We start from the raw sequence: 26,980 nt of genomic DNA, 5'->3' as shown, positions 1-26,980 counted from the left end.
GTATCAAAATTTGGTGTTTTCTATCTTTAAAACGATACCAATCCTATAGGAATCCCTTTAAAAAACATAACGGTAAGATTTGCTACCGATCTTACCGTTATGGGTTAAAACTAAAAAAAACTAACTCAATACTAATTCGCCAAATTTGGATTTTTTTCCACTTCCTCAAGTGGTATTGGCGCAAAATAATTATCGGTGCCCAAAGAACCTAAAATTGGGTTAGCTGCACTTGTCAAAGGTATTGGAGTGCCAACACCATTTTCGTCAAATGAGGTACCAATAGAGACCTGTGGATTTCTATTCCCCAACGCTTCCTCAACTTTTTCTTTACGTACCAAATCATTCCAGCGGATAAACTCTCCGGCAAACTCCCATTTACGTTCCGTAAATGCTAAATCTTGGATAGTTCCATCAGCTACTGTCAAATCACTTGCATCCGGTGTATTGGGATCAAGTCCCATAGCTCTTCTATGTACCATATTTAGGGCTTCCCATGCATCGGCACCAGCTGTACCAGCCTCGCCTGAAGCTTCGGCATAAATTAGCAATACCTCTGCGTAACGCATAAATAAATCACTTCGTTCCGTTTGAAATTGGGCCCAATCGCCATCAGCCAACTCTCCGACAATTTTTCTTAAAATTGGGTTTTGCTGATCTTTAAACTCTTCCCAACGTAACATTCTAGTAGGGTTGGCAACATCGATTGCCCCATCATCGGCCACTGGTAATACGTCATAATATGTGGCATCCTTTCTAGCTCCGGCCGGCATATCCTCAAAAAAGCGAATTTCTGCAAAGGTTTCTTGCCATCCATTTAAACCTGGATCAGATGGCAGTCCCAATTTGCCCATTTTGCGATTTGAAAGATTGCCACCGCTTTGACTATAAACAATGGTAAAGACACCTTCTTCAGTAAATCTTCCTGCTTGAGACCATAATTTGGTCAAATCCGGTTCTAATGAGAAGTTATGCTCCGCTGCATTATCCATGACCGTTTTGGCACTTGCCGCCGCTTGTGCATATTTACCTGCATCTTTTAAGGGAAAACCGGCCCAGTCCATATAAAGGCGTGCTAAAAACGCCCTGGCAGTACCAGCATTCGGGTTTGCCGATCCAACAGCCGTAGACATGGGCAATCTAGACTCTGCCGCTAAAAGATCGCTCTCAATTTGTTCAAACACCTCCAATTGGGTGTTTAAGCCGGGTTGTTGAAAAGGATCAACCGTTAAAATCAATGGGATTCTCCCATGGATACGCATTAAATGATTGAACATGATAGCTCTTAAGAAGTAAGTTTCCCCTATCAATCGCTCTCTCTTTTCAGGTTCTGCTGGAGAAAATGTTACGCCTTCCACACTCTGCAAAACTGTATTTGCAGCACGAATCATTTCATAAACTCCATTCCAGTTCGTTAATGTTCTTGAATTCTCCGGTGTTACAAAACGTTGATCGTACTCCCTAAAATCAGCTTTGTTACTAGCAACGTGTGTGGTAATATCATCACCCGACCATCCGTTTACATAGAACGTAGACATCCAAGCGGCCTTATTCAATTTGCCGAAGATTCCGGTAACGCCTAATTCTAATTGCGCCATGGTACTATACGTTCCTACCTGCAATTGAGAAGACAAAGGGTCTTCTTCAAGATCAAATTGCTCACAGCCATTAAAGCTTAAGGCCATAACGGCCAAGCCAAAGACAGCAATAAGCCCCTTTAATGATTTATAAATTTTTCTTGTTTTCATATTTTCGATATATTTTTCCATTAACAATTTTTTTTAGAATCCAACCTTTATCCCGAGGGTGAATGTCCTAGAGTTAGGATAATTACCAACATCTATCCCTGGTGCTACATCCGCATTTCCTTGCTCAGTTCTTCTAGACGATAATTCAGGATCATAACCGCTATAATCTGTAATCAGAAATAGGTTTTGTCCACTAGCATACAACTTAAGCGTTGTACCTTCCAGACTGGCAACATTGTTAAATGTATAACCAATATTTAAGTTACTCAACCTAATGAAGTCACCTTTTTCAATATATCTTGAAGAATTGTAAAATTGTACCGTTGCAGGGATATCGGTTTCATTTGAGGGTGTCCATTGATTCACTTGGTCTGAGGCCAAGAAGCTTCTTGAATCCCCTGCACCTCCAGTAATCATGGCTCTGGTTAAATTGTATACTTCAAAATCGTGGGAACCATTGATGAAAATATTTAGGTCCCAGTTTTTGTACGTAATAGTATTATTGAAACCCCATGTAGTAGTAGGTTGACCATTGCCAATAGCACCAAACACAATATTGCCATCCCCGTCCCTAAGGTATTTTGCATCTCCTGGTACTTTGCCAACAGCCTCGGCCGCTGCAGCTTCCGAGCTTTTCCACGTACCCAAAAAGGTGGCACCGTTTAATTGTCCTATGGGCTGCCCTACCTGAATGATGTTAAGCCTTCTGGCCTGACCTCCCGGTGCTTGAAACTCCCCTTCAATTTCTTGAAGACCGTCAAATAAAGAAACCACTTCATTCTTTACATAGGAAAGTGCGAGGTTGGCATTCCAGTTAAAGTTATCGTTTTGAATGATATCATACCCAAAAGTGACGTCGATACCCTGGTTTTCAACCGTTCCCACATTTTCATTAATAAAATCTCCACCGTTAAATCCGGTAACAGGTGTTTCAAGAAGTAAATCTTTAATGTCTTTTTGGAAAACGTCTACACTCAAATTGCCCCTACCTTCATTAAACCCAAGATCAATACCTATGTTGGTCTGCGTAGTGGTCTCCCAGGTAAGGTCTGGATTGGCAAAACCAACAATTTCAGAACCTGTTACTTGAGTTCCTCCATCATAGGAATACGCATTCGTACCCAAATTGGCAAAGGTTCCATATGTATCAACACCCTGATTACCCACTTGTCCCCAACCAGCCCTTATCTTAAGGTTGCTTAGGAAGGCCGAGTTATCAACAATACTATTCAATGTATACCCGGCAGCAATAGATGGGAAGAACCCCCATTTGTTACCCGGTCTAAAAACTGATGTTCCGTCATAACGCCCCGTAGCCGTAATGGACAGATTGTTGTCAAGGGTATACACTGCTCTCAGCATATAGGACTGTAACTCACGTTCTTCAAAATTATTCCCAATTTCAAATCCTCCAGCTGTCTCGGCAAAGTAGTACCCGTTAGGTAAAATAAGGTCATTCGCGGTAAACCTATTGAAAACATTCTTTTGATTGGAATATTCCTGAACCCCTGTTAACGTTACATCATGTTTTTCGTTAAATACCTTTTGCCAGGTAAAGATGTTGCTCACTTGGAAGAAAGTGTCCTTATCATTTCTAAAGATAGCGTCCGGAGTATCGTTTGGCCCTTCAACTGCATATCTTTGAACATTATAATCGTTTGAAGTAGTACCTGCCACTAGTTGATATGAGAAATTATTTGTGATATTATAGGTTACGTTTAATGTAGCGTTTAAGAGTTTTTGTATGTCCTGAAAATCACTTTCGTTTAAAGTTAACACAGGATTCAAGTTTAGAGAGGCAATCCCTCTTGTTGAACGCCTGTTATAATCTCCGTTTTCATCAAAAACCGGGGTTGTAGGATCCCAAGTCAAGGCTTTGGCAACCAAACTTCCTTGCCCATTTCCAAAGGATTGAAAGTTGTTTTTCCATTCGCCATGACTACCATAAATGTTAACACCTATCTTCAATTTGTCAGTAATTTGTGCTTCTATATTAGACCTAACTGATAATTGTTGATATCCTGTGTTAATTACGATACCTTCCTCGTCTCTGTAGTTTCCAGATAAGAAATAACGCAGTTTACCTTCGGATCCGCTAAAAGAAATTTGTAAGTTTTCGCTTATACCGGTCTTAAAGATTTCATCTTGATATAAGGTCCCTCCATTAGCATCAAAACCTGCAATCTCGGCATCCGTAAACGTAGGATTTTGACCAATACTCAACTTTCTAATATTTTCAATTCTGGCAAAGTCTCCAACATTATCTGCCAGAGTTGGAAGAAAATCGGGTACTTCTGAAATCGCAGTAAAATAATTCACATTAACTTTAGCTTTACCAGACCCTTTTTTTGTGGAAACAAGAATAACCCCGTTGGAACCTCTAACCCCATAAATGGCAGTAGCGGAAGCATCTTTCAATACTTGCAGGTTTTCAATGTCATTTGGATTAAGCGTACTAAGGTCACCTCCAATAATACCATCGACCACCACTAGGGGATCGTTGTTTCCGGTAATGGAGTTTACCCCTCTAATACGCACTTTAATACCACCTCCGGGAGCACCGTTAGCTCTCGCAACACTAACACCGGCAGCTCTACCTTGTAAAGCTTCATCCACCCTTGTTACCGGTTGGTTTTCAAAAGACTCGGCAGATACACTTGCTACAGCACCCGTAAGATCTTTTCTTCTAGAAGTACCATAACCAATAACGACCACTTCATCCAGTTGCGCTGCATCTGGAGCCATTTGGATGGCTATAGTAGTTTGGTTTCCGACCGGAACATTTTGAGTGGCATAACCCAAATAGGATAATACCAATACATCATCGGAATCTGCTTCTATATTAAAGTTTCCGTCAAAATCGGTTACTACGCCATTTGTTGTTCCTTGTACTACAATGTTGGCACCTGGGATACCTTGGCCGTTCTCGTCCGTCACGGTTCCCGTGATAGTCTGCTGGGCATACAATTGTTGAAGCCCAAAGCAAATGAGAAAAATCCCCGTTAATAGGAATTTCCCCAAAACTTTAAAAAACTGTTTTTTCATAATCATTTGGTTTAAGTTTAAGTTGAAAAAGTTCGAGTTTTGAATGAATTAAAAATTAAATGTTACCTTGCTTTCCAGACATCTGGTTCATTACTTACTTGACAATTGTTGGAGCATTTCATTGCCATGATTTCAATTAACTGGTGTGAAAAATAGGAATATCGCATTGTTTTGAATGTTAATACAACTAGACTAAAACTAGACAAGGGCAAAAAAATACCTGAAGACCGTTAAACCTTTTGGTCCTTCGATTTCAAATTTGATCTTGTTCCTTTGCATCATGTCCAGATTATTTACAGACTCCCTTTGGTCCATTGATAGCGTCATTAAGCACCTTACTATACTCACAACAAAGATTTATAGATATAGTCGGTATCAAGGAAACATATGATTTGAAAGCTATCACATATGATTTTGTTCCTAAATTGATCAGAAGATGTAAATTTTAAATCCATATCGAAAAAAAACTCTTCCATATTATGACTTATAATAGTGGCAAGATATGTTTTGATCATTCCATGACCTATGCAGAGAATAACCTGTACCAGTATTATTTTAACCAAGGGTAGAGCAACTAATAATGAGAGTTAGAATAGTCCGAAGTAAATCTTTCCTAACGGTTTAAGGTGTATCCAATAGGTATAGGAAAAAAACCATCAACCCTCCAGAGATTGCCACAATTGCGGTAAGTACACTAAAAGTTCTTAAAAGTTTGGAAGTCCCTGCCTCATGTACTTCTTTAAACAACCAGAAAAAACTGCTGTTTACATGTATAATGCCAAGGGAACCAGCTCCAATGGCAGCCGCTGTAAATTCTGCTGGGAGTGTTCCATTGGCGACCATGGGAGCCATAATGGAAGCAGTGGTTATCAAGGAAACCGTAATAGAACCTGTCACCGTGGTGAACATAAAACTCAGTAAAAATGGGAGGACAATACCAACAGCCTCGAGTCCTCCGGTATCTGGTAGCAGCATGTTTACTACTTCCGTATCCTTGATAACCTGACCGAACGCTCCTCCTGTCCCGGTAATTAATATAACCGTTGCCGATTTGGCACCGGAAGTTTGAAAATAATCATTCAACTTTTTTGAAAATTCTTTTTTTTCTAGAAGGGGTAGGGCAAAAACAACCCCGATCAAAAGTGCCCAGACCGGATTCTTAATGAATGTAATGAAAGGATTCTCCCCTGAAAACAAATTGCCGATTCCCATTAACAATAAAGGAATCAATAAAGAAACAAAAGGTAAGATACGCCTTATCCCCTGTATTGAAATCTTTTTTGTTTCTGTTTCCAAACGCAAATCTGGAATTGGGAATACAAGATTTTTCGTATTGAGTTTTATCCAAATCAGTCCACCGGCCACCGCTGTTAAACCAACTATTATATTGAAAGGAATCATCCCTCCGATATCGGTTTCCAATATTGCGGCTACTGCCAATGGACCCGGTGTTGGCGGTATAAGCGCATGAGCCACGGTTAAGCTACTGGCTAGGGATAGCCCCAAAACCAGTACCGAATGACCAGATTTTTTGGATAAGGCCGTAATTGTGGGCAATAATGTTAGGTACGCGACATCCACAAAAACAGGAATGCCCACAAGGAAGCCAATGACCGCCATGGCCAAAGGCAAATTTTTAACTCCGAATAGCCTGATGATACTCTCGGCTATAACATCTGCTCCACCGGTCACTGAAAGAATTTCGCCAAGTAGGGTTCCGAAGAGAATTACAAGCCCTATCCATTTTAAGGTATTGCCAAAACCACTTAATAGACTTTCGGTAACCGCTTCCACAGAACTTCCCGAAGCCAATCCTAAAATAAGCCCCGTAATTAAAAGAGCGGGGATGGGATGTATTTTCAATACCGTGATAGCAACAATGAGCAAAACAATGCAGAAGACTAAAACGGTCAGTCCGGTCATGTTTCCCTATTTCAATTCTAGTTGTTCGATTTCCGAATCCCCATCACCGCGAATGGCTTGAAAAGCTGTAATCATCTCCTGTAATTTTTCGGGCTCGGTTTTTGCCAGGTTATTTTGCTGCCCAATATCTTCCTTCAAATTGTAAAGTTGGTATTCATCCGCATTCGCTAATTCAATATTTACTTGTGTATTTATTGCAGGACCTTCGTACGGTGGAATCATTGCCCAATCTCCTTTGCGAAAGGCAGTTCGGGAAGTGGCCTCTATCACAAGCTCACCCCTACCCTTTTGGCTCTTGCCCAATAATACATCCAACAGTTGTTCGCTATCATCCGTACTTTCATTGCTTCCCACCAATGAAGCCAGAGACGAGAACAAGTCCAACTGCGATACCAGGGCATCCGAAACACCAGGATTTATTTTCCCTTTCCAATAGGTGAAAAATGGTACACGGGTTCCCGCCTCGAACAAGCTGTATTTTCCACCCCTCAGCTTGCCGGCAGGTTTGTGATTTCCCAATTTTTCAACGGAATCATCATAATATCCGTCATTGACCACGGGGCCATTGTCACTGGAAAATATAATCAGGGTGTTCTCCAACAATCCTTCGGTCTCCAATGTTTTTATGAACTCACCAATTACCCAATCCGCCTCTGCAATAACATCTCCCCTTGGCCCCATTCCGGATTTGCCAACAAACCTGGGATGTGGTGTTCTCGGTACATGTGGCTGCTGTAAAGCATAATACAGGAAGAATGGAGCATTTTTATACTGTTTTACATAGTTTTGGGCCTCTTCCAAAAAATAGTCGGCCATATCTTCGTCTACCCATTTGGCCGCTTCTCCACCTTTCATAAAACCGATGCGGGGAATTCCATTGACGATACTATTATTATGCCCATGATGCCATTTCATTTTGAGCATTTCAGGATTTTCAAGCCCGGTAGGTTCCCCTGGGAAATTTTTAGCATAATCTACTTCTATGGGGTCATTGGGATCTAGATTCACCACATGTCCATTTTCAATATACACCGTGGGCACCCTATCCTGAGTGGCTGCCAAGATATTACTGTAGTCAAAACCGACTTCATTTGGACCTGGAGCAATCCGTTTGTTCCAATCTACATTTCCGTTTCCTAGCCCTAAATGCCATTTTCCGACAATGCCGGTGTGATAGCCCTGTCTTTTCAGCATTTTTGGAATAGTGGTCTGGGCCGTATCTATAATTAAGGGAGCCGTGCCTGGAAGGATCTTTGCTTTTTTGTTACGCCAAGGATAAACCCCTGTCAACAAGGCATACCTACTAGGAGTACAGGTAGCGGAAGAGGCATAACCCTTGGTGAAACGCAGACCCTTCTTGGCCAATTGATCCAAATTGGGCGTACTTAATTCGGTGGCGCCATAGGCGCCCATTTCTCCATAGCCCAAATCATCAGCATAAATAATGACGATGTTTGGTTTTGAAATTGCGTTCTCTGTAACTTTTTCACTCTTCTCTTGTTGCTTGCAGGCCATTATACCGACCAGTGCCAATAAAGAACTAAAAATGAAGCATTTTGGTTTTTTGACGTTCATACTCACGGTGTTCTTCTTTGTTTTATTCATTCTTTTTGTTTGTTATGCGATTTGATTTCGGAATTCCCGTTTCATTCAATCATTAAATCTCTTCTATGCCGTGGGTCAGTTTTGCGACGACCTAAGTGAAAACCTCCTAAACGTACACATTCAACATATTGGATTCTGAACCTAAATTAACCTTAGCCAGCACTATTTTACCCATGATAAATCTATACTTCGGTCGAAAAATTAGGGACGCCAAAATATAAAAATAGAGCAAAAAAGATATGTTTTAGGTAATCGGAAAAGATAATCAAACCAATTCTGCGGCATTCCTATACCTTTCCATATAATTGGAAGGCGTTACCCCCATCAAAGTTTTAAATTGCCTATTAAAATTGGTAATCGTATTGAATCCCGATTGATAACAAATGGTAGAAATTTGCAGCTCACCTTCAATCAATAACTTACAAGCATGACGTAAACGAATTTCATTCAGGTACTGCGTAAAGGATTTCTTCGTCCTTTTCTTAAAATAGCGGCAGAATGCATTCGGGGTCATGTAGGCGATGGAAGCCACCTGGTCCAACTCTATTTTTCTATCAAAATTTTCAGTTAGAAATGAAATGACCCGGGCCATTCGGTCTTTTTCATTCTGATTATAGTTGTTAATAATTACCTCGGAACACAAAGGAACATAATTCTCACTTATGGAAAGTATATCCAGTATTTTTAAAAGACTAACGATTCTGGACAATCCCTCATCGCCTACCATTCCCAATATGTAATTGTGAACCAGATGTGTTACTGCCTTTGAAAATTTTACCCCTCTATTGGCTTTTTGAAAAAGTGCGTGCAGTTTTTTGGTCTCGGCCAGATCCAAAAAAACCGTTCCTAGAAATTCACTCTCAAATTTAATGACAACGAGATTAACGGCCTCATCCTCCAGCATGTCCGAATAATACTCTTTATTGTTCCTAAAAAGGTGGGGGACATTGCTGCCAATAAGATACAATTCTCCTGGAGCAAAATTACCTATGGAATTTCCCACATATCGGGTACCAGAACTTTTTATGAAGTAAATAAGTTCCAATTCCTTATGAAAATGCCAATCCTGTTCTATACAAGGCATTCGATCCTGCCGAACCAGAAAGGAGTTTTCGGGCTTTCTTTCGGTTTGTTTATAGGTGAGTTTCATATTTTTTGCTTAAACTATTTTCCAAACACCCAATCTAAAAATAACAAATTACCCCAATTAATATTGATAAAGGCAGTTTAAAGATAAAATAGTGTACTCAAAATTGTTTCTTAGTCCACACAAATTTTCAGTAATCAAATTTGGGGCATGTTAATCCATGTTGGCCAGGTTACCCATCCAACCAGCTTCCATTTGAGAAATCAATTGATGTACCAGTCCCGGATTTTCTTTTGCTATGTTTGTTGTTTCCTTGGGATCCAAGTGATGATCAAATAGCTCTACATAAATAGGTTTTGTCTCAGGTTTTTTATAATCTTTCCAAGCGATAAGGCGATATCGTTCGGTACGCATAGAATACCCCATTAAATCATTCTCAAAAAAATCACGATTCCAGGCATCGCCCTGTTGTTTTGTAATTCGTCCTTCCACTTCCTCAATCAAAGGGCCAAAATACGTTTCCCGCATTTCTGCCGTCAAAGGGTTGGCGGCCCATTCACGAAGTGCGGGACTGGGGAATTGGCTAAACACCGCTTTCTTCCATTCCTTTTCCGGGTTTTCGATCAGGGGGACAAAACTTTGTCCTTCTAAATGATCTGGTGCTTTGAGGCCAGCTAATTCAGATAAAGTGGGATACATATCGATAAGTTCCACCAAGGCATCCGTTTTTTTGCCCCGAGTTCCCTTTGGCATATCGGGGGTCCATATCATCATAGGTACCCGTGTGGTAATTTCATAATTGGTCGCCTTGCCCCAGACACCCATATCGCCTAAATGCCAACCATGATCACTCCAAACAATAATGATAGTATTATCCCGTACCCCATTTTCCTCTAAGGCGGCAATCATTTTTCCAATTTGGGCATCTACATAACTTACGGAAGCCAAATAGGCATGCTTAAGTGTCTTGGCCAATTCACCATCAATTGGTCCACTTTTGGGAATGCCATGCCGAACGCGAAGCTCAAATGAAGCATGTAGGCCCATAGCGGCACCGTCCTTAGGTGCTTCCACTTGTTCGGCCCTGGGAATTTTTTCCCTGTCGTATAAATCCCAGTACTTTTTTGGTGCATTCCAATCAAGATGTGGTAAGCGAAACCCCAGACCCAAAAAGAAAGGTTTATTGTCATTCTCCACCAATTCTCCTAAAGTGGCTATGGCTAATTCGGTATGATATCCGTCTATATATGCTTGATCCGGAACGTCCGCACTTTCATATGCTGGTCCCCTACCCAGTGCATAGTGACTTACACTATTATATTTAGCCCGGATATCCGCTTGATTCTTTTTATAGATTTCTTGATTTTCCGTGAGCGCATAGGCCCCAGGATAATTTGGCTTCTTAAATTTGACCTTGTCAATGGCAGGCTGTCGGCTCCAAGAAAGTGCGGAATCCGTAAATCTTCCATGGTATATTTTTCCCGCATAAACAGTTTCATATCCGTTGTTCCTAAAATGTTGGGGCAATGTTATGATATCAGGATTAGCATCACGGAAATAGGTATAGTTTTCAATGACTCCAATAGTTTCCGGTCGGGCCCCGGTCATCAGACTTGCCCGAGACGGACTGCAAATAGCTTGCTGGCAATACGCGTTTTCAAATAGGAGTCCATCACTTGCCAGAGCATCCAAATTTGGAGTTATTGCTATTTTGGATCCATACGCACCTAGTTCTGGCCGTAGGTCATCAACCGCAATAAACAAAATATTTGGTTTTTTGGCGGTTGCCTTCTCCACCTTTCTTTCTTCTTGACAAGAAAGAATAAGGATTGAAATACATATGTACCCATAAATTTTTTTCATGTGTTCACGTTGTTCGTAATAACCATTACCGCTTCGGTGCTAAGGCCAATTGAACTTCTTCAATAGTCATATTCTTGGTTTCCTTTAGGTAGACAAAAAGAATAACCAGTCCTACGGCCACCGTACTGGCATAGAACAACAAAGTGGCACTAATCCCCATGGTGGCCAGTTGCCAAGGAAAAAACTGCTGTACCAAATAGCTCGTGGCACTGGTAATCAATGTAAAAAATGGAATGGCCACGCTCCTTATGGATATCGAAAATATTTCAGAAAACAATACCCACATTACAGGTCCTACGGAAAACTGAAAGGCTCCAATAAAACTTAGGATACCTATTAAAATTAATAAGGCATTAATCTTTACGGCTTTTTGCAATAACAAACTTGAATGTTTCCGGGCATCTTCTTCACCTAAGGTTTTATTAAGAGCTTGTTTGAAATCGATATCGCTTTCAAACGGGACATTTATAAGGGCATTCAGCCGTTCGGAGTCGGGAATATCCACCATTTCACTGATGGCTTCATTATTTAAGGAATAACTTGCTGTCTTAAATCCGTAGAAACAAATACACAAACTTATGATTATCCATAGCATGCCACCAATTATCATAGGTCTACGCCCAATTTTATCAACTAAAAGTAACCCTAGGACCGTAAAGACAACGCTGACCAAACCAATCCAAATAGCTTGGGCAAAAGCTGCGTCCGTACCTAGGCCCAATTGTTCAAATATGGTAGGGGCATAAAATAGAATGGCATTAATACCCGTGGCCTGCTGGGCTATGGCAATCGTAATTGCAATTATCAACGTAATTCGCATAGGTCTACTAAAAATCTCTTTTAACTGCACCATTATCGAATGGCCTTCGGTGCCCTGGGACAGCCCTTTCCGCATCTCCAAAATCTGGGCGGACACTTCGCTCTCCGGGATTACCCTACGTAAAGTATTCTTTGCCTCTTCTATTCTATCCATGAATACCAACCATGCTGGACTTTTGGGTATAAAAAAAAGAAGTATAAGCCACAAAATCGCGAAAAACACTTCGGAACCCAACATCCATCGCCAGGTATACACATCCATGCCCAATGCCTTGGTCCATACTAAATCGGAATTGGCCAGATTTAAAATCAGATAATTCAAAAAATAGGCCGCAGATAAACCTACAACGATGTTGATTTGTATCATCGAAACCAATTTTCCACGCCACCGTGGAGGAGCGATTTCCCCAATGTACATGGAGGCCATGGAGATGGAACTAAAAGCCAATCCTCCTAAAAAACGAGCGGCTATCAATGTTTCGTAAGTTGGTGCCAAACAGGAAAAAATTGCAGAAATAAGATACAGCGCGGCGGATATTTGCAAAGCTTTTTTCCTTCCAAATGTATTACAGGCATACCCTACTAAGAGCAAGGCAAACAAAACGCCAAAAGCAGGAGCTCCTACTACCGTACCTAACTGAAGATCGGTAAGCGCAAATTCCTGCGTAATGAATTTGACCGTTCCCGAAATTAGCGCGGCATCAATACCGAAAACAAAACCTCCCATGGCTACAACAGTTGCATAGGTAAATGCATTTTTTTTATGGTTGACCATGTGTCTTTAAAATTTAGTTGGTTGTATTTTGGTTTTAATGGCCCACAGATTTTTTAGTCCCAAATGATAGGCATAAAAACGGTCATTTCTCCTTGGCCCCTATTGCTCCAAGCGTAGTAGGGGATAAAATTGGTTCTAAAAGGTTCCAGTATCGGTTTGCTCACCTCATTGTACATATCCGTCAGGGTATCTTTTCGAATCATCACCTCAGTTTCTATAGTAGTCACTCCACCAAAAAGGTCTGTTTGGAATTTTGGCTCAAGTTCTTTACTTCCAGAAATATAGACATCCGTAATAGTTGTTTCTTTAGGAAGGTCCGGAGATTCCAGACAGTAAACAATAGGTCCTCGTTTGATAGCTACTTGATTGCGGACCTCTTCAATTCTTGGATGGCCTTCAATGAATTTCACTTCCATGGGCATTTCCAAAGAAACCACATCACCTACCGACCATTTCCGCTCTATCCGGGCAAAACTTCCGGCGACGATATTTTCTACTGGCTGACTATTTACATTTATTTTACTTCCCTTTGCCCAAGCGGGAATCCTAAGGAGCATTTCAAAAGGTTCGGATTTGCTTTCTTCAATGGTAATTTGAACCGCTCCGTCCCAAGGATAATCACTTTTTTGTGAAAGCTTGATTTCAGAGCCGTCCAACAATGTAGTCTCCAAAGTATTCCCCCCATAAAGATTTACGGCAATGCCATTTTCTGACTTACTATAGGCCCAACCTGGAGATTTGGCAATGGTCCGTACCAAGTTGGGAGGGCAACAAAAGCATTTTAAATAGGGCTGGCGTTCCGGAAATTCCACGTTCATATTTTCATAATCCAATGCTCCATCTATTTTTCGAAGCGGATTGGAATAATAGTAGTCCCTGCCTTCAATACCAATTCCGGAAAGCCCACTATTGTGCAACACCAACTCCATGATATCTCCATGTTTGGAATCCCCGCTCAAGGTCAACATGCGATAGTTGAACATGGAATTGCAGATATTAGCACATGTCTCGTTATAGGCAGTCATATTAGGCATCATATATTCATCTATGAACCCCTCCTCTATTTTATCCAATCGGGATGATCTTCCATAATGGGTTTGACCCACGGCACCGGTAACGTACATTTTTTTGTGGGTCACATTTTCCCAAAGACGATCAAGAGCATCCAGCAAGGCTTTTTCACCGGTCTCGGCATATACATCTGCTGCCCCTGCATAATAATACAAGGCCAGTACGGAATGACCGACTGCCTCTGTCTCTTCACGCAGCGGAACCCGTTCTTGCACCATGTCCCCAATAGGATATCCCTTTGTGGTCTCGTCATCATCAATTTTGTAGGTGCCACGCATATTGATGAACTGTTCCGCCAATGCCAGGTATCTCTTGTCCTTGGTGGTTCGGTACAATTCTACCAGCCCCATAATCTGTGTTTGGTTAAATCCAAATCTTTTCAGATGGTCCGGTACAGGGGTAAAAAGGTCATATAAATAATTTGCATGTTTAATGGCAATGTCCAAAAAGTTGGTTTTCCCCGTAACACGATGATGTATGCAAGCACTCGTTAGCAAGTGACCACTATTGTACAATTCATGGTACCGCCTATTGGAAAAGGGTTTGATATCATCTCTAATGATAATCGGTGTCGATAAATATCCATCCTCTAGCTGAGCCATTCCGATTACTTCAATAATCTCATCCAGTTCATTGATGATCTGCTCATCTTTGTTGATGGCATAGATGTACACGCTGGCCTCCATCCATTTATAGAAATCCCCATCGTGCCACCAAAATCCTTTGTGCTCACCTTCTTTAAGGCCCGCGGCAATTTTAAAGTTGTTATAGCCATGACCGATGTCACCTTTTAAAAGTGTACCCATATAAGGTATCATCACTTTTTCGGCCGTTCGCCACTTGTCCGCCCAGAAACCCTCGGTCCATCGGCAATCCCCAATATCGATACTTTTCAATTTTACATGAGGGCTGTTTGTGTTATTAACAATACCACGATTATTATCCTTGAGCATAGTAATATTTCTAGTGTCAGATTCCGGTTTCTCTTTCTTTGCTGTATTTTCCATTTCTGACCCGCAACCAAGCAATAGGGCAAAACTTCCCAAGGTGACAAGTACTTTGTTCATTATATGTTTGGATTCTTTTGCGGGTTAATCAGGTTTATATTTGGGCCAAAAAGCATCTGTACGTTCCACATCGCGCCTTTCATACACTTTTTTCAACAACCATCTCGGACGTTCCAGGGTGGTCTCCCAGACAAACAGCTCTTTATACATTTTTCGTACTCTTTCCGGTTCCGAATCGGCCAAATTGTTCAGTTCTCTTTCGTCCTCGGGTAGGTAAAAGAGTTCCGCCGGACGATCGGGAAAACGAATCAACTTCCAATCACCCTTTCGCATTGCGGCCCTGGCATCCCGTTTCCAAAAAAGGGTCTCATGCGGGCGGCCCTTTGTTTTACCCATGAGATAGGGAATGAGATCAACGCCATCCAATCCTTTTAAATTTTTTGTATTGCCTCCAGCGGCCGAATAAAAAGTGGGTAGTAAATCGAATGTGCTTATGGGTTTTCCATATACCGTTCCGGGTTTTAAGGTGCCAGGATATTTCATAAGAAAAGGAACCCGAATCCCGCCTTCTAAATGGGTAGCCTTAATACCACTTAGAGGATGGTTGCTAGAGGCATTGGCGTCTGTTGGGCCTCCATTGTCATTGGTAAATACCACGATTGTATTGTCATCCAAACCCAATTCCTTTAGTTTATCCAAAACCTTCCCGATAGCCCGATCCAATGCTAAGGTCATTGCGGCCACTATTTTTCGTTTCCCCGTTAAATGAGGAAATTGGTCCAGGTCTTCCGCCTTGGCATCCATCGGTGTATGGACCGCATTAAAGGAAAGAAACGCAAAAAATGGTTTTTTTGCCTTACCATTTATTTCGATGAATTCAGAAGTTTCTTGGGCCAAGGCATCGGTCAAATACCCATTGTGTTCCTCGAAATTCCCAAAACCCTGTTCCATTTTATTCAAGGGTTCCTTTGGGCTTTCCGTATATTCAAAATAACTCCGTGCCCCGCCCCGAAATCCATAGAATTCGTCAAAGCCCCGTTTTGTAGGATGAAACCGATCTGCTCCGCCTAAATGCCATTTCCCAAAAAAACCAGTAACATATCCTTGTTCTTTTAAATAATCGGCCACCGTAACCTCTCCGAGGGGCAATCCCATTTCGGGGCCGTCTACCGCAGACACCTTGCTCATATACGTGGGCACATTATTTTCTTCATAACCAAAACGATATTGATATTTGCCTGTAATCAATCCAGCTCTGGATGGTCCACATGTAGGATGCGTTACATAGGCCTGTGTAAATCTGACGCCTTGACTTGCCAGTTTATCCAAGTTGGGAGTTTTCATCTCCTTACTGCCCTGAAAACCAAAATCGGCATAACCGGCATCATCTGCAAAAAGCAAAACGATATTCGGTTTTTCTTGGGCAAGGCATACGAAATGAAAACAAATTGTAAGTAAGACTACTAAAGGTTTCTTCATTTTATACTATCCATTGTTCAAAACTAATTCGTACATCTAGGCTCGTATTCGCAAAAATTAACTGGCGATGGCTTTATTTTACCTGGTTAACTCAATATATAGTCTCTCTGGGTTATTAAAATGCATTCATACGTTATTCAGCTTTTGCTTTTAGCCGATTTTTACGTTGCTTTTCACTTAAACCCTGTGAAAAATAAACCTCCGGTTCCAGCCAAACCTGGGTATTTTTCATTTCCGTATCATTTATATCCAGACTAAGGTCGCAATCAAAACGTGTTAAAATGGAATACTTACTAGTACCTGAGCCTCTTCCAATAAAGTGTGATAGTCCCCAAGTAATTCCCCTTCCATTACCATTGCCGTCAAATGCATCCGGAACGTAGGGACCTGCTGCCATTGGCATCATTTGAGTAACGGAGGCGATATTGAAGTTTATACCATCACTGGCATATTGGACGGTGTTATTTTCATTTCCATTTCGTGTAACCAAAGCTGCAATACCTTCTTTAAAAGGAAAAAGTGTTGTTTCATGACCAGAATTAAAAAGTGGATTCAGGGGATGTTTTGTAAACGGTCCCAGTGGATGGTCGGCAATGGCCAATCCGTTGCCAAGAAGATAATCGGGGCGGTCTCCGAACGCCGCCTTATAGTAAATGTATATTTTGTCTTTGTAGATCAATGGGTACGGATCATGGATGGAGTATTGATCCCAGGTTCCCGGTTCTCCATTTTCAATGATTATTTTATTCACCGGTGTCCAAGGCCCATCAGGGGAATCCGAAAAGGAAGCTGTAACTGGACAATGGTCTCCTTTTGTACCGCTCGCTTCCAGGAAACCCTGATAGTACAGATAATACTTCCCCTTCCACTTTAGAATATCGGTAGTGGTTACCGATCGCCAACCTACAATGGGTCTGGCCGGTCTGGGTACGGCAATGCCTTGCTCTTCCCAGACAAGGCCATCCACACTTGTCGCATACCATATGTCACTAAGGTCCCAATCGGTTGAGGGTATAGTATCATTTGAATTTTGAGCACCTCTAGGAGGTACTGGAGTATCGCGTTTCGTATACCAAACATAGTATTTCCCATTCTCTTTGATAATCTTTGAAGGGTCCCGGCGTGAAATGGTACCGTCTCCGTCATTATAATCGAAGCCTTCCAAAGGAGTATACTTAAAACTGCTAAAAAGTTCATTATCCTCCGGGCGAGGGGTTAGATAATTATCATACAGACGTTCCATGGCAGAACTTAAAGGTCTATCCGGTTTTTCTTGTGGAATATCCCAAGGAAAACCTTTTTTTGAATCGGTAGTCTCATTATTCTTTGGTCTGGAATTATTACAAGAAAATATAAGCGTAAAAACCAACCCTAGATATATCGTTTTCAATGACCTTCTTAGTTTCCGGAAAAAAAGTAGGGTTTTCATTCTAGGGAACATGTTCTTCGAGATAGTTTTTGACCAAGTAGGAATACGCTTCGTTTTCGGAATCGGCAAAAGAATGCAAGTTCTTGAGCAATTCCGGAGTATGTTTTTTGGGTGAAAGAAACTCCAGAAATACCGCTATTTGATTTTTTGTCATCGACCCAAGTTGTGCAGAAACAATATCCCCCACATACGGCGGAGCACTTTCCAAATGCCTCAGCAATAGACTGCGGCTACCAATATCTATTTCGGGAAAAGCTTCCCAAAATGGTCTTTGCAATTCTGGTCGGTTCCGAAACTTCTCCGGCATCTCCTTGGCAATAATGCTTCGTACCAATGGAACGGCTGTTTTGAAAATCCGGACTGTTTGCGAATGATGTTCAATAAATTGGCTGGAATCCATTTTTTCCAGGGCAAACAGTTGATAATCGGTATTCTGGCTATAGAGCATGTCCGTAAGCATATTTGCATTCAAAGTAGAAAGAGTATGTGTCTTTATTTCGTCCCGAATGGTACCATGAGTCAAATGCCAGGCTACATAACAGGAATAAAGCGCGCCTGACACCACGGATTCCTTTACTTCGGCTACTGTGGCCCCAGAAAGAGCATCTACCCCGTTTACATTTCGCATGACAGGCTCTTCCACCAATTCATCAATTCGTCTCCTTTTTAATATGGATTTATCATCGGCCAATAGTTTATGAAGTTTCTCATAATCCTCCTTTCGGAATTCGTCATGGTCGTGCTTGGTAAGTGGAAGTTTCGGATAGGTATCAAAACCGGCATATTCACCCAACAAGGTCCAATACAGGCGAATATGCATCAATTTACATTCGCCATCTGCGCATACGGGTGTAGAAACGTCCGAAGCATAAAGTACCGGGTCTTGGTTCCCGTTGACCATAACCGCAACTTCCTGGTCATCAAAGGAATCAATCTTAATAAACAAGCCTGCTTTCCTTTTCGACAGTTTTGTACCTGCTTTCCATTCCAATAGGTAATACTCGGGAGCCTTGTCCAAAATGTCATTATAGGTTTCAGTTGAGAAAGATTCCCGAAATTCACTTTCCCCATTTGTAAGAAAGAGTGTGAAAACAAATAGAATGGCTGATAAAAACTTCATCTTTTTGTTTCCGGGATTTTTTCAAATTTCTGTTCTTCTATTAGGGCCAAATATTCATTCAGATAGCCTGTATAGATTTCCCTAGGACCCACATTGTACTTCTTACAGAGGGCCGCCGCCAATCCCACGGCAGCGCCCATCTGTCCGGTTGTACGCATAACCCGAGGGCCTCCCAGTCCTGCATGTGAGCAACTGAAATTTCTACCTGCCATAAAAAGATTGGAAATGTTCCTGGAATACAAACTTCTGTAGGGAATGTAATATTCCGGGGTTTTATAAAATAAGGCCTCGGAGATAAAATCAGGGTTTTCCTCGTCTTCCAGAACCGTTTGATAATGGATGTCCACATCCCTAGTTTCAATAACCACCCCGTCCGGAAATTTACGTCCTTCCTTGGCATCATTGAACGTAAAGATATGGTCTCCCACCAATCTTCGCGATTCTCTTTTTCCGACCAAATAAGACACCCACTCCAATTTACGATTGGCATTGGTAGAATCTTGCTTGGCATTGTAGAATGACCCATAAATTGCACGGAGCATATGGTCCCGAATCTCTTCCGCATCATCGATCTGGTTTAAATCGGGTCTACTGAACTCCCATTGCCATTCCCCGGCAACCTTGGCATATTGTCTTGCCACAGGCATTGCCCATGGTACTTCCGGAAATGTATGTCCCTTGTCCGTTTCTTTAGAACCCCACAATACCGACGACCCCATAACGGCATTGTCCGGCTCCTTAGGACTCCATAATTCGCCATGCTCCTCCCAATCTTCCCCATAAGTGTCCACACTTTCCCGGCCGTACGAGAATTCGGCACCTGCCCAATACCCGATCCAGCCATCTCCTGTTGAATCTACGAAGCGAGGTGCTATGAATCGGATACGCTCCCCGGTAGATGTATGTCTGGCATCAACATATTGGATGGTATTATCCTCCGCCTTGGCATCATAGGCCCTATGATTAAGAAACAGTGCGATGTTCTCATAACTTTTTACATTGTCATCCCGTTTTTTTTGGTCCAATTTGGCGTCAGCACTGCCATTGGGATAATGCTCCGTATCCAGTTTTTTTAAGATCCGTTCAAAATTTCCGTAGATGCCCAAAGTATGTACACGAATTTCCTCACTGGCATTTCCGCCGAGGAAGGGACGATCATGAATCAATGCCACACTTAAGCCCTGTTCCGCAGCGGCTATGGAAGCGGCGCAGCCCGCAATGCCTCCACCGACCACCACTAGGTCATAGGATTCGATCCGGGGAGGCACATTGGGTTCGGCCTTGATTGTTTTTCGCCATTCTGTTAACTTTCCCTTGGAAGTCGGTGGTTCCTTCTTTTCCGTAGAAAAATAAATGGCATCTACCCGTCCATTAAAACCTGTTAAATCCACCAACTCCAAATCAATTTGCTTGGAAGTAACCGAAACACTATCCACATATTCCCAACCCCATCCCGAACGGAGACCTAAGGTCTTTCCGACGGTTGTACCATTCACTTTCAATTGAAACCTACCTGGGGCTTCCCAATTGCCGGGTACCCAGTTTTTTGTACGAACCCAGATATGGTACATACCATCCGTACTAAACTTTATTTTGGTCTTTGCATTCTCAACAGGTCGGCCCATACCGTGTGCAAGTAAATAAGGTGAGCCCATTTGTTGTTCGAATTGGGGGTCTATGACCCACCCTCCGGGATTGTCAAAACTTTCGGCTTCTATCAGCATGTCCTGACAATGGGCCATACAACCATAAAAAATGGTGCAAATGATGAATAGTTTTCTGAATTGAAATGGATACATGGGTTACTGGATTAAAATGATTCTTCGTTTACCCAATAGGAACTTTCCTTAAAATACATTCGTTAAATGTAGGCAATGCCTTTTTCAGAATGGTTCTATTGGACTAGACAAAATATGAACAAACCCTTTAAAAACCCAAGTATTTTAAAAATATGTGGATGGGCTTTATTCAGGGAGGAGACCCTCCAACTCTTTTTTGAAGGATTTGAAGTGATTCTTTAAACCCTCATAATCACCATTTCCTATCAACGTTTTGTTGAAAAGTGAGCCGCCCAAACCGGCACCATAAGCTCCAGCTTGAAAAAAAGATTTGATATTGTCCTTGGAAACCCCACCAGTAGGCATCAATTTAATATTATTCAGGGGTCCTAGAATATCCTTGATATATTGAGGGCCAAGTTGCGTAGCGGGAAAAACTTTTACTGCCGAAGCTCCTAAACTCCAAGCCTTGTATATTTCCGTAGGGGTGAACGCTCCTGGAAAAATCGGGATGTTTTGGGCTACGCAGTTTTTTATGACCTCTTCGTCCAGAATAGGGGTAACGATGAATTGTGATCCGGCTTCCAGCGCTATTTGAAGGTCACTTGGAGAACATACTGTCCCTGCGCCTATATTAAGTTCGGGAAACTCTTTTCTTAAAGTTGAAATGATCATTGCGGCATCCGGTGTATTCATGGTGACCTCAAGGGTAGAAAGTCCAGCTTCTCTATAGATTTGGGCAATCCAAAGGATGGTTTCCATGTCCAGACCTCTAATGATTCCCACAAGGGGTGCTTCCTTAAAGTATTCCCATGAAAAGGGTGTATTATTTTGCATGAAGCCGAAGCATTTTTCTTTGGCCAATTAACAGGGCCCGTTCAAGAACAGTATCATTCAAAAGTATCAATTTATCGGGGGCGATAAAAGTTTCGAGCCCTGTTTTGTATAATTCGAAAATGGCACCTGGTGCCGCCAAAAAAACGTTTTCCCCGGTATCCCTTAAATAGGACAGTTCATCCGCAATTAAAAGTCCACTCAACCTAAAGTAATTGTCCTTCTTATTCCTGTCCTCGACTACATGCCTAGCACGAATACCCAACAAATTCGGAGTTAATCCCTCCACCAATCCTAAATGAAACCCTTCAAGAAAGGCCTTTTTACCTTGGGCGTTCCATTCTGCCCTTTCAATAGAATTAGACAGAATACTTTTTTTGCCCAAAACCTCAAACAGCTCCCCGGTCATGAAGTTTTTCAATCTATAAAAACTACCTTGTCGATAGGAAATATGCTTACTATGGGTGCCAGGTAATAAAAGTATTCCCTCGGAATATGAATGCAAATGTTCCTCTAGGCCTATCGCCTGTATTTCTTCCCCGCGCATCATCCCCGTTTCGCTTTTCACACCGGAAATGAGCCATAGATCTTGACCCTGGCAAATGGGTATATTTTTAGAAATAAAAGTATTTCCTTCTTTGTCAAAAGGAAGGTCGGCATAGGGTAGTTCATACAATCCTATATTGGAAGAGCTCATACCCGAGGCGATTATAGGATGGCCCCGATGTCCGTCGGGAAGCTTTTGAATTTCGCTCATCAAATAATCCAAATAGAAACCTTTTTGGTTCAATGCCGTTTGGGCTTCGAAGTCTGCATAGCACTTTTTTATACCTTGCTCGGTTCGGTTTTCCCAAATTACCTTGAGTGTTTCGGTCTCTATTAATCGTAATCTAAAATTGGTAGTGCCCCAATCGCAACTTATAAAATGGGAAGTAATGTTCATACCGTGTTCAATGCTCTCGTTACTCTTTTTTTGATTAAGTAATCATCAAGGGCAAAGGTAGAACAATCCACACCTATTCCACTATTTTTTATACCGCCATGGGGAAGATAAATGGCATACTTCAACCCATTCAAATGCACTTCCCCGAACGCCAGATTTTCTGCGAAGTATGCAAGGGTGGCTTCATTTTTGGAATATACATATGAGGCCAAGCCCGCTTCCGTGCTATTCGCGAGTTCCAAAACTTCCTCCTTGGTCGAAAATGGAAGTAGTAACGCAACTGGTCCAAAGATTTCACGCTGCACGATTTCTGCTTTTTTATTCGGCATGCGTATTACCGTTGGTTCAAAATAATATCCCGGGCCATCCATGGGGGCGCCCCCATATACTAGTTCCCCACCTTCAGCAAGGGCGTCCTTAACGATTCGGGATATTTTTTCCACGGATGATTTGTTGACCAAGGGTCCCATATCCGGATTGTTCTCTCTCCCAAATCCGATTTTTGTATTTTTAAATATATCGGTAATTCCTTCAATGAAATCATCAATAATGGACTCATGGATATAGAATCTATTCGGGGCTACACAAATCTGGCCTGTATTTCCAGTTTTTAGGGCTGCGCCCTGGGTTATGGCCAAGTCTATATCGGCATCCGTGCAAACGATAAAAGGTGCGTTGCCGCCACATTCCATACTATATCTTTTGATGGATGTTCTACTGCTCTGTACAATAAGTTTTTGTGCTGTCTCCGTAGAACCGATCATGGTAATCAGACTCGGTATTTTACTTTCACAAAGCGGAATACCAACATTTTTCACATCTCCACAAAGTATGGTAATTACTCCTTTGGGAAAATTGATTTCCTCGCAAATCTCCCCGATCAAATAGGCGGACAATGGTGAGAATTCAGATGGTTTTATAATAATACTGCAACCTGCCGCTAATGCGGGACCCAACTTGAAACCGAGGTTTAATAAGGGAAAATTGTAAGCCAAAAATGCAACGACCACACCTAAAGGTTGAGAGACAATGCGGTGCTCATGTGTACCATCCTGGTCTTCAATATCAATATCTTCCCTTTTTATAATTTCTTCGGAATAATAGGTCAAGGAATCGAGAATACTGGAAAGATCCTCTTCGGTTCCTTCCCAGGTCTTGCCCATTTCATACATGATACTTTCGCGGAGCAAGTCACTTTTTTCCGATATTTTGTCCCTCAACTTCTTTATCCATTGCAATCTTTCTTTCAGAGGGAGGCGGGACCATAGCTCAAAACCATCTTTCGCAGAAAAAAGTGCACGATTAACATCTTCCCTCCCAGCCCAGGCTATGGTCGCAGTTGGTTTTTCGTCCGCGGGGCAGATAACCGGAAAGGATTCCATAGTAGAGGCCTCGGTCAAAGCACCATTTATATACAACTTCTTATGTCCGAATTTCAAAACTTGCTTCATCCCTATCTATTTCGCGTTCCCTATATTTTTCGAGGGCATCCATGTCCACATCCACTCCCAATCCCGGGGTTTTGGGAACATGTAGTAAACCATTCCCTAGTTTTAAGCTGTGTTGGGTAACCTCATCACGTAATGCATTCTCGGTACGATCCAATTCCATGGTGGGCAAGTCGTTATACATTCGCCCTGGATTTTCATCCAAATTTCCTACAAAATGGGTAGCGGCACTGATAGCGATCCAGGTACCCCAGGTATGGGGCACTACGTCCTTACTATAGGCTTTGGCCAAGGTAGCGATACCCTTGGCTTCCGTTAGCCCACCACAAGCGCAAATATCGGGTTGCACAATATCTACACATTCATTCTCCAACAAACGCTTAAAGCCGAATTTTAGGTATTCGCATTCTCCTCCTGCAATAGGCATGGTAGTGTTTTCACGTAACCTTCTATATCCCTCATAGTCTTCCGGGGAAACCGGTTCCTCGAACCATGAAATATCATACAAGGATACTTTCTGTGCCAGTTCCAGGGCTTCCCTGTAATTATAGGCATGGTTGGCATCGATCATTAATCGCATATCCGTTCCTATAGCCTTTCTAATTGCAGCAACATATTTGACATCTTTTTTGATACCAAGGCCTACTTTCATCTTAATGGCCTTAAAACCCTCTCTTTTGTAATGTAAAGCTTCCGAGACCAATTCCTCTTCCAGGTTATCTACCTTGGTAAAATATAGACCCGTGGCATAAGGTTCTATAATCGGGTTTTTTACTCCGCCCAACAAAACGGAAACCGGTTGTCCCAAAAGTTTACCTTTAATATCCCATAAAGCCACGTCTATAGCACTTATGGCAGCCTGAAGCGTTCCGCTACGGGCATAGTCCAATGAACGATGGTACATTTCCTGCCAAATAACCTCATGACCCAGTGCTTCACGGCCCAATAGAAAAGGAGTGAAAAATTCTATTCCGGCCTTTATTACACCTGCAGGCCCATAACCCTCGCCCCAACCGTAAGTACCATCTTCCAAGGTGACCTTTACGATGCATATTTTTCTAATATCATATTGCCATTGTGAAAAGTAAAATGGAGTGTCCAATTTATTTACGATTACAAAAGGCTCTATTCTGGCTATATTCATTGGCTCTAATTTATCCTTTAAATAGTACGCTTAACTTACGTAATCCGCGTCCGATTAAATATCCTAATTACAAATGAAAACGTATATGACCAATGGTCTATGTTGTAATTTACCCGACGATAACATTATTTTACCCCAGAGCCTAGCTTTTGTAATTTCACTGGTTCGCTACCACGGAACAGATTGTTTCCATCAAAAACATCTATGGTATTAAAAAATACATTTGAAGCCACAAAATAGTACAATTCATTGCATCTTGTATTTGGTAAAACAGTTCTTGGATAAACCTATGAATACTTTGTTCTCCTATATTTCGAATTACGGCATACAAAACCCTAAAATTACCTTGGCGCTATGGTTACTTGTTCTGCTTATAAAGCCAACATTTAGTCAAACTAATGAATACCAAGCCGATTGGGAGTCGTTAAGGCAGCATACTACCCCGGAATGGTTCAGAGATGCCAAGTTTGGAATTTATTGCCACTGGGGACCTTATTCTGTTCCCGAGTTCGAAAATGAATGGTACTCCCATTGGATGTACTGTAATGAAAACAATCCGGAACATGAGCTGGGGAAAAAATACTACCAACATCATGTAAAGACCTATGGTCCCTTGAACGAATTTGGATATAAGGACTTTATACCCATGTTCAGAGCGGAAAAATTCAATGCAGCGGAATGGGCCGATCTATTTGAAAAAGCAGGTGCTAAATTTGCCGGTCCGGTCTCCGAACATGCAGATGGCTTTGCTATGTGGGATAGTGAACTGACCCGATGGGACGCAAAGGATATAGGGCCAAAGCGGGACATTATGGGGGAATTGTCCCAAGAAATCAGAAAACGGGACATGAAATTCGTGGCCACTTTTCATCGTCATTGGTTGTTGGGCTGGTATCCGACCTGGGATGAAACTACGGATGCTTCGGATCCAGAATACGCAGATCTCTACGGTCCAAAAATGAAAAGGGGCGATTTTAAATATCCACCATCAACCCATGATCTTGATAACGGATTCGATGGTTACTATCCCATGGCGGATGAAAAATTCAATCAGGATTGGCTGGATAGGTTAAAAGAAATTGTGAATAAGTACAATCCCGATTTGGTTTGGTTCGATAACAAAATGGATGTTATTGGCGAAGCCTACAGAAAGGAATTCCTTTCATACTATTACACTAATGCTTCCCAAAAAAACAAAGAGGTAGTGGCCACTTATAAGTTCTATGATTTTGCCAAAGGCACTGCAGTTCTGGATGTAGAGCGGGCCAGAATGAGTGAGATGAAAGATTTTCCTTGGTTGACGGACGATTCCATCGATTGGAAAGCTTGGAGCCACATCAATGATCCCGATTACAAGAGTGCCAATAGAATCATTGATTTTTTAGTGGATGTTGTAAGTAAAAATGGATGTCTACTCTTGAACATCACCCCTAAGGCCAACGGGGAAATTCCCGAACTGGTTAAAGAACGTTTACTCGAAATTGGAGCTTGGCTTAATAACAATGGTGAAGCCATCTATGGCACAAGGCCTTGGGAAATTTATGGCGAGGGTCCTGCCAAGGTCGTTGAAGGACATTTGAGCGAACGGAAAAATGCAGATAACACGGCGAAGGATATTCGATATACAACTAAGGATGGCATACTATACGCCATAGTATTGGACTGGCCCAAAAAGACCGTCAGATTAGAAAGTCTAAAAAAGGGAAATCATCTATACCATAAAAAAATTAGCAGTATTCAATTGCTTGGATATCCAAAGAATTTGGATTATAAAATCAATGACGATGCATTGCATGTTGACTTCCCCTCTGAAAAAGTGGGAGAACATGCTTTTGTATTGAAAATAACACCCAAAAGTTAAATGA

17 protein-coding genes are annotated in these 26,980 nt (G+C 41.8%); 1 reads left to right on the top strand and 16 read right to left on the bottom strand.

Features of this window, described 5'->3' with window-relative positions:
- Positions 1-131: 131 nt before the first annotated feature.
- The 16 genes from D7Z94_RS08165 to D7Z94_RS08090 all read right to left on the bottom strand — a co-directional run bounded on the left by D7Z94_RS08165 (position 132) and on the right by D7Z94_RS08090 (position 25,115).
- Positions 132-1,745 carry a RagB/SusD family nutrient uptake outer membrane protein gene (locus D7Z94_RS08165; RefSeq protein ID WP_158594607.1) on the bottom strand — a complete coding sequence of 538 codons (1,614 nt, stop codon included), beginning with the start codon at positions 1,743-1,745 and terminating at the stop codon, positions 132-134.
- 33 nt (positions 1,746-1,778) lie between these two features.
- Complete coding sequence (locus D7Z94_RS08160) at positions 1,779-4,790, bottom strand: SusC/RagA family TonB-linked outer membrane protein (RefSeq protein ID WP_158594606.1); 3,012 nt, start codon at positions 4,788-4,790, stop codon at positions 1,779-1,781.
- A 621-nt stretch (positions 4,791-5,411) separates the two neighbouring features.
- Entirely contained in the window at positions 5,412-6,713 is a 1,302-nt protein-coding gene (locus D7Z94_RS08155) for a GntP family permease (RefSeq protein ID WP_120711076.1), read from the bottom strand.
- A gap of 6 nt (positions 6,714-6,719) precedes the next feature.
- Positions 6,720-8,228, bottom strand: coding sequence for a sulfatase family protein (locus D7Z94_RS08150; RefSeq protein WP_245967191.1), 1,509 nt, complete (start codon positions 8,226-8,228; stop codon positions 6,720-6,722).
- A gap of 355 nt (positions 8,229-8,583) precedes the next feature.
- A complete protein-coding gene (locus D7Z94_RS08145) occupies positions 8,584-9,468 on the bottom strand; it encodes an AraC family transcriptional regulator (RefSeq protein ID WP_120711075.1) in 885 nt (294 codons plus the stop codon).
- A gap of 150 nt (positions 9,469-9,618) precedes the next feature.
- Positions 9,619-11,268, bottom strand: coding sequence for a sulfatase (locus D7Z94_RS08140; RefSeq protein WP_120711074.1), 1,650 nt, complete (start codon positions 11,266-11,268; stop codon positions 9,619-9,621).
- Positions 11,269-11,293: 25 nt separating this feature from the next.
- Positions 11,294-12,862, bottom strand: coding sequence for an MFS transporter (locus D7Z94_RS08135; RefSeq protein WP_120711073.1), 1,569 nt, complete (start codon positions 12,860-12,862; stop codon positions 11,294-11,296).
- A gap of 53 nt (positions 12,863-12,915) precedes the next feature.
- Positions 12,916-15,000 (bottom strand): glycoside hydrolase family 127 protein, encoded by a 2,085-nt coding sequence (locus D7Z94_RS08130; protein WP_120711072.1) that lies wholly within the window; start codon positions 14,998-15,000, stop codon positions 12,916-12,918.
- A gap of 24 nt (positions 15,001-15,024) precedes the next feature.
- Complete coding sequence (locus D7Z94_RS08125; RefSeq protein WP_120711071.1) at positions 15,025-16,419, bottom strand: sulfatase; 1,395 nt, start codon at positions 16,417-16,419, stop codon at positions 15,025-15,027.
- A 133-nt stretch (positions 16,420-16,552) separates the two neighbouring features.
- A complete protein-coding gene (locus D7Z94_RS08120) occupies positions 16,553-17,848 on the bottom strand; it encodes a glycoside hydrolase family 117 protein (RefSeq protein ID WP_120711070.1) in 1,296 nt (431 codons plus the stop codon).
- 1 nt (position 17,849) lies between these two features.
- Complete coding sequence (locus D7Z94_RS08115; RefSeq protein WP_120711069.1) at positions 17,850-18,968, bottom strand: hypothetical protein; 1,119 nt, start codon at positions 18,966-18,968, stop codon at positions 17,850-17,852.
- A complete protein-coding gene (locus D7Z94_RS08110) occupies positions 18,965-20,767 on the bottom strand; it encodes an FAD-dependent oxidoreductase (protein ID WP_245967160.1) in 1,803 nt (600 codons plus the stop codon). The genes D7Z94_RS08115 and D7Z94_RS08110 overlap by 4 nt, the downstream gene beginning before the upstream one ends.
- A gap of 165 nt (positions 20,768-20,932) precedes the next feature.
- Positions 20,933-21,583: a bifunctional 4-hydroxy-2-oxoglutarate aldolase/2-dehydro-3-deoxy-phosphogluconate aldolase gene (locus D7Z94_RS08105; protein WP_120711067.1), complete on the bottom strand. Its 651-nt coding sequence runs from the start codon at positions 21,581-21,583 to the stop codon at positions 20,933-20,935.
- Positions 21,573-22,523 carry a 2-dehydro-3-deoxygalactonokinase gene (locus D7Z94_RS08100; protein ID WP_120711066.1) on the bottom strand — a complete coding sequence of 317 codons (951 nt, stop codon included), beginning with the start codon at positions 22,521-22,523 and terminating at the stop codon, positions 21,573-21,575. The genes D7Z94_RS08105 and D7Z94_RS08100 overlap by 11 nt, the downstream gene beginning before the upstream one ends.
- The gene (locus D7Z94_RS08095) at positions 22,520-23,974 is read right to left on the bottom strand and encodes an aldehyde dehydrogenase family protein (RefSeq protein WP_120711065.1); all 1,455 of its coding nucleotides are present in this window, start codon (positions 23,972-23,974) and stop codon (positions 22,520-22,522) included. Before D7Z94_RS08095 ends, D7Z94_RS08100 begins: the two co-directional genes overlap by 4 nt.
- On the bottom strand, positions 23,946-25,115 hold the full coding sequence (locus D7Z94_RS08090; RefSeq protein WP_120711064.1) for a mandelate racemase/muconate lactonizing enzyme family protein: 1,170 nt from the start codon (positions 25,113-25,115) through the stop codon (positions 23,946-23,948). The genes D7Z94_RS08095 and D7Z94_RS08090 overlap by 29 nt, the downstream gene beginning before the upstream one ends.
- Before the next feature lie 289 nt (positions 25,116-25,404).
- Here D7Z94_RS08090 and D7Z94_RS08085 point away from each other — a divergent pair, with 289 nt between their 5' ends.
- On the top strand, positions 25,405-26,976 hold the full coding sequence (locus tag D7Z94_RS08085; protein WP_120711985.1) for an alpha-L-fucosidase: 1,572 nt from the start codon (positions 25,405-25,407) through the stop codon (positions 26,974-26,976).
- Positions 26,977-26,980 lie beyond the last annotated feature (4 nt).

Origin of the sequence: Ulvibacterium marinum, assembly GCF_003626755.1 — a bacterium.
GTDB lineage: Bacteria > Bacteroidota > Bacteroidia > Flavobacteriales > Flavobacteriaceae > Ulvibacterium > Ulvibacterium marinum.
The sequence above is the reverse complement of the archived record's forward strand: the minus strand, read 5'-3'. Positions and strand labels throughout refer to the sequence as shown.

Coding starts and splice junctions, on each gene's coding strand:
- D7Z94_RS08165 (WP_158594607.1), bottom strand. CDS start 1,745: ATGAAAACAAGAAAAATTTATAAATCATTAAAGGGGCTTATTGCTGTC.
- D7Z94_RS08160 (WP_158594606.1), bottom strand. CDS start 4,790: ATGAAAAAACAGTTTTTTAAAGTTTTGGGGAAATTCCTATTAACGGGG.
- D7Z94_RS08155 (WP_120711076.1), bottom strand. CDS start 6,713: ATGACCGGACTGACCGTTTTAGTCTTCTGCATTGTTTTGCTCATTGTT.
- D7Z94_RS08150 (WP_245967191.1), bottom strand. CDS start 8,228: ATGGCCTGCAAGCAACAAGAGAAGAGTGAAAAAGTTACAGAGAACGCA.
- D7Z94_RS08145 (WP_120711075.1), bottom strand. CDS start 9,468: ATGAAACTCACCTATAAACAAACCGAAAGAAAGCCCGAAAACTCCTTT.
- D7Z94_RS08140 (WP_120711074.1), bottom strand. CDS start 11,268: ATGAAAAAAATTTATGGGTACATATGTATTTCAATCCTTATTCTTTCT.
- D7Z94_RS08135 (WP_120711073.1), bottom strand. CDS start 12,862: ATGGTCAACCATAAAAAAAATGCATTTACCTATGCAACTGTTGTAGCC.
- D7Z94_RS08130 (WP_120711072.1), bottom strand. CDS start 15,000: ATGAACAAAGTACTTGTCACCTTGGGAAGTTTTGCCCTATTGCTTGGT.
- D7Z94_RS08125 (WP_120711071.1), bottom strand. CDS start 16,419: ATGAAGAAACCTTTAGTAGTCTTACTTACAATTTGTTTTCATTTCGTA.
- D7Z94_RS08120 (WP_120711070.1), bottom strand. CDS start 17,848: ATGAAAACCCTACTTTTTTTCCGGAAACTAAGAAGGTCATTGAAAACG.
- D7Z94_RS08115 (WP_120711069.1), bottom strand. CDS start 18,968: ATGAAGTTTTTATCAGCCATTCTATTTGTTTTCACACTCTTTCTTACA.
- D7Z94_RS08110 (WP_245967160.1), bottom strand. CDS start 20,767: ATGTATCCATTTCAATTCAGAAAACTATTCATCATTTGCACCATTTTT.
- D7Z94_RS08105 (WP_120711067.1), bottom strand. CDS start 21,583: ATGCAAAATAATACACCCTTTTCATGGGAATACTTTAAGGAAGCACCC.
- D7Z94_RS08100 (WP_120711066.1), bottom strand. CDS start 22,523: ATGAACATTACTTCCCATTTTATAAGTTGCGATTGGGGCACTACCAAT.
- D7Z94_RS08095 (WP_120711065.1), bottom strand. CDS start 23,974: ATGAAGCAAGTTTTGAAATTCGGACATAAGAAGTTGTATATAAATGGT.
- D7Z94_RS08090 (WP_120711064.1), bottom strand. CDS start 25,115: ATGAATATAGCCAGAATAGAGCCTTTTGTAATCGTAAATAAATTGGAC.
- D7Z94_RS08085 (WP_120711985.1), top strand. CDS start 25,405: ATGAATACTTTGTTCTCCTATATTTCGAATTACGGCATACAAAACCCT.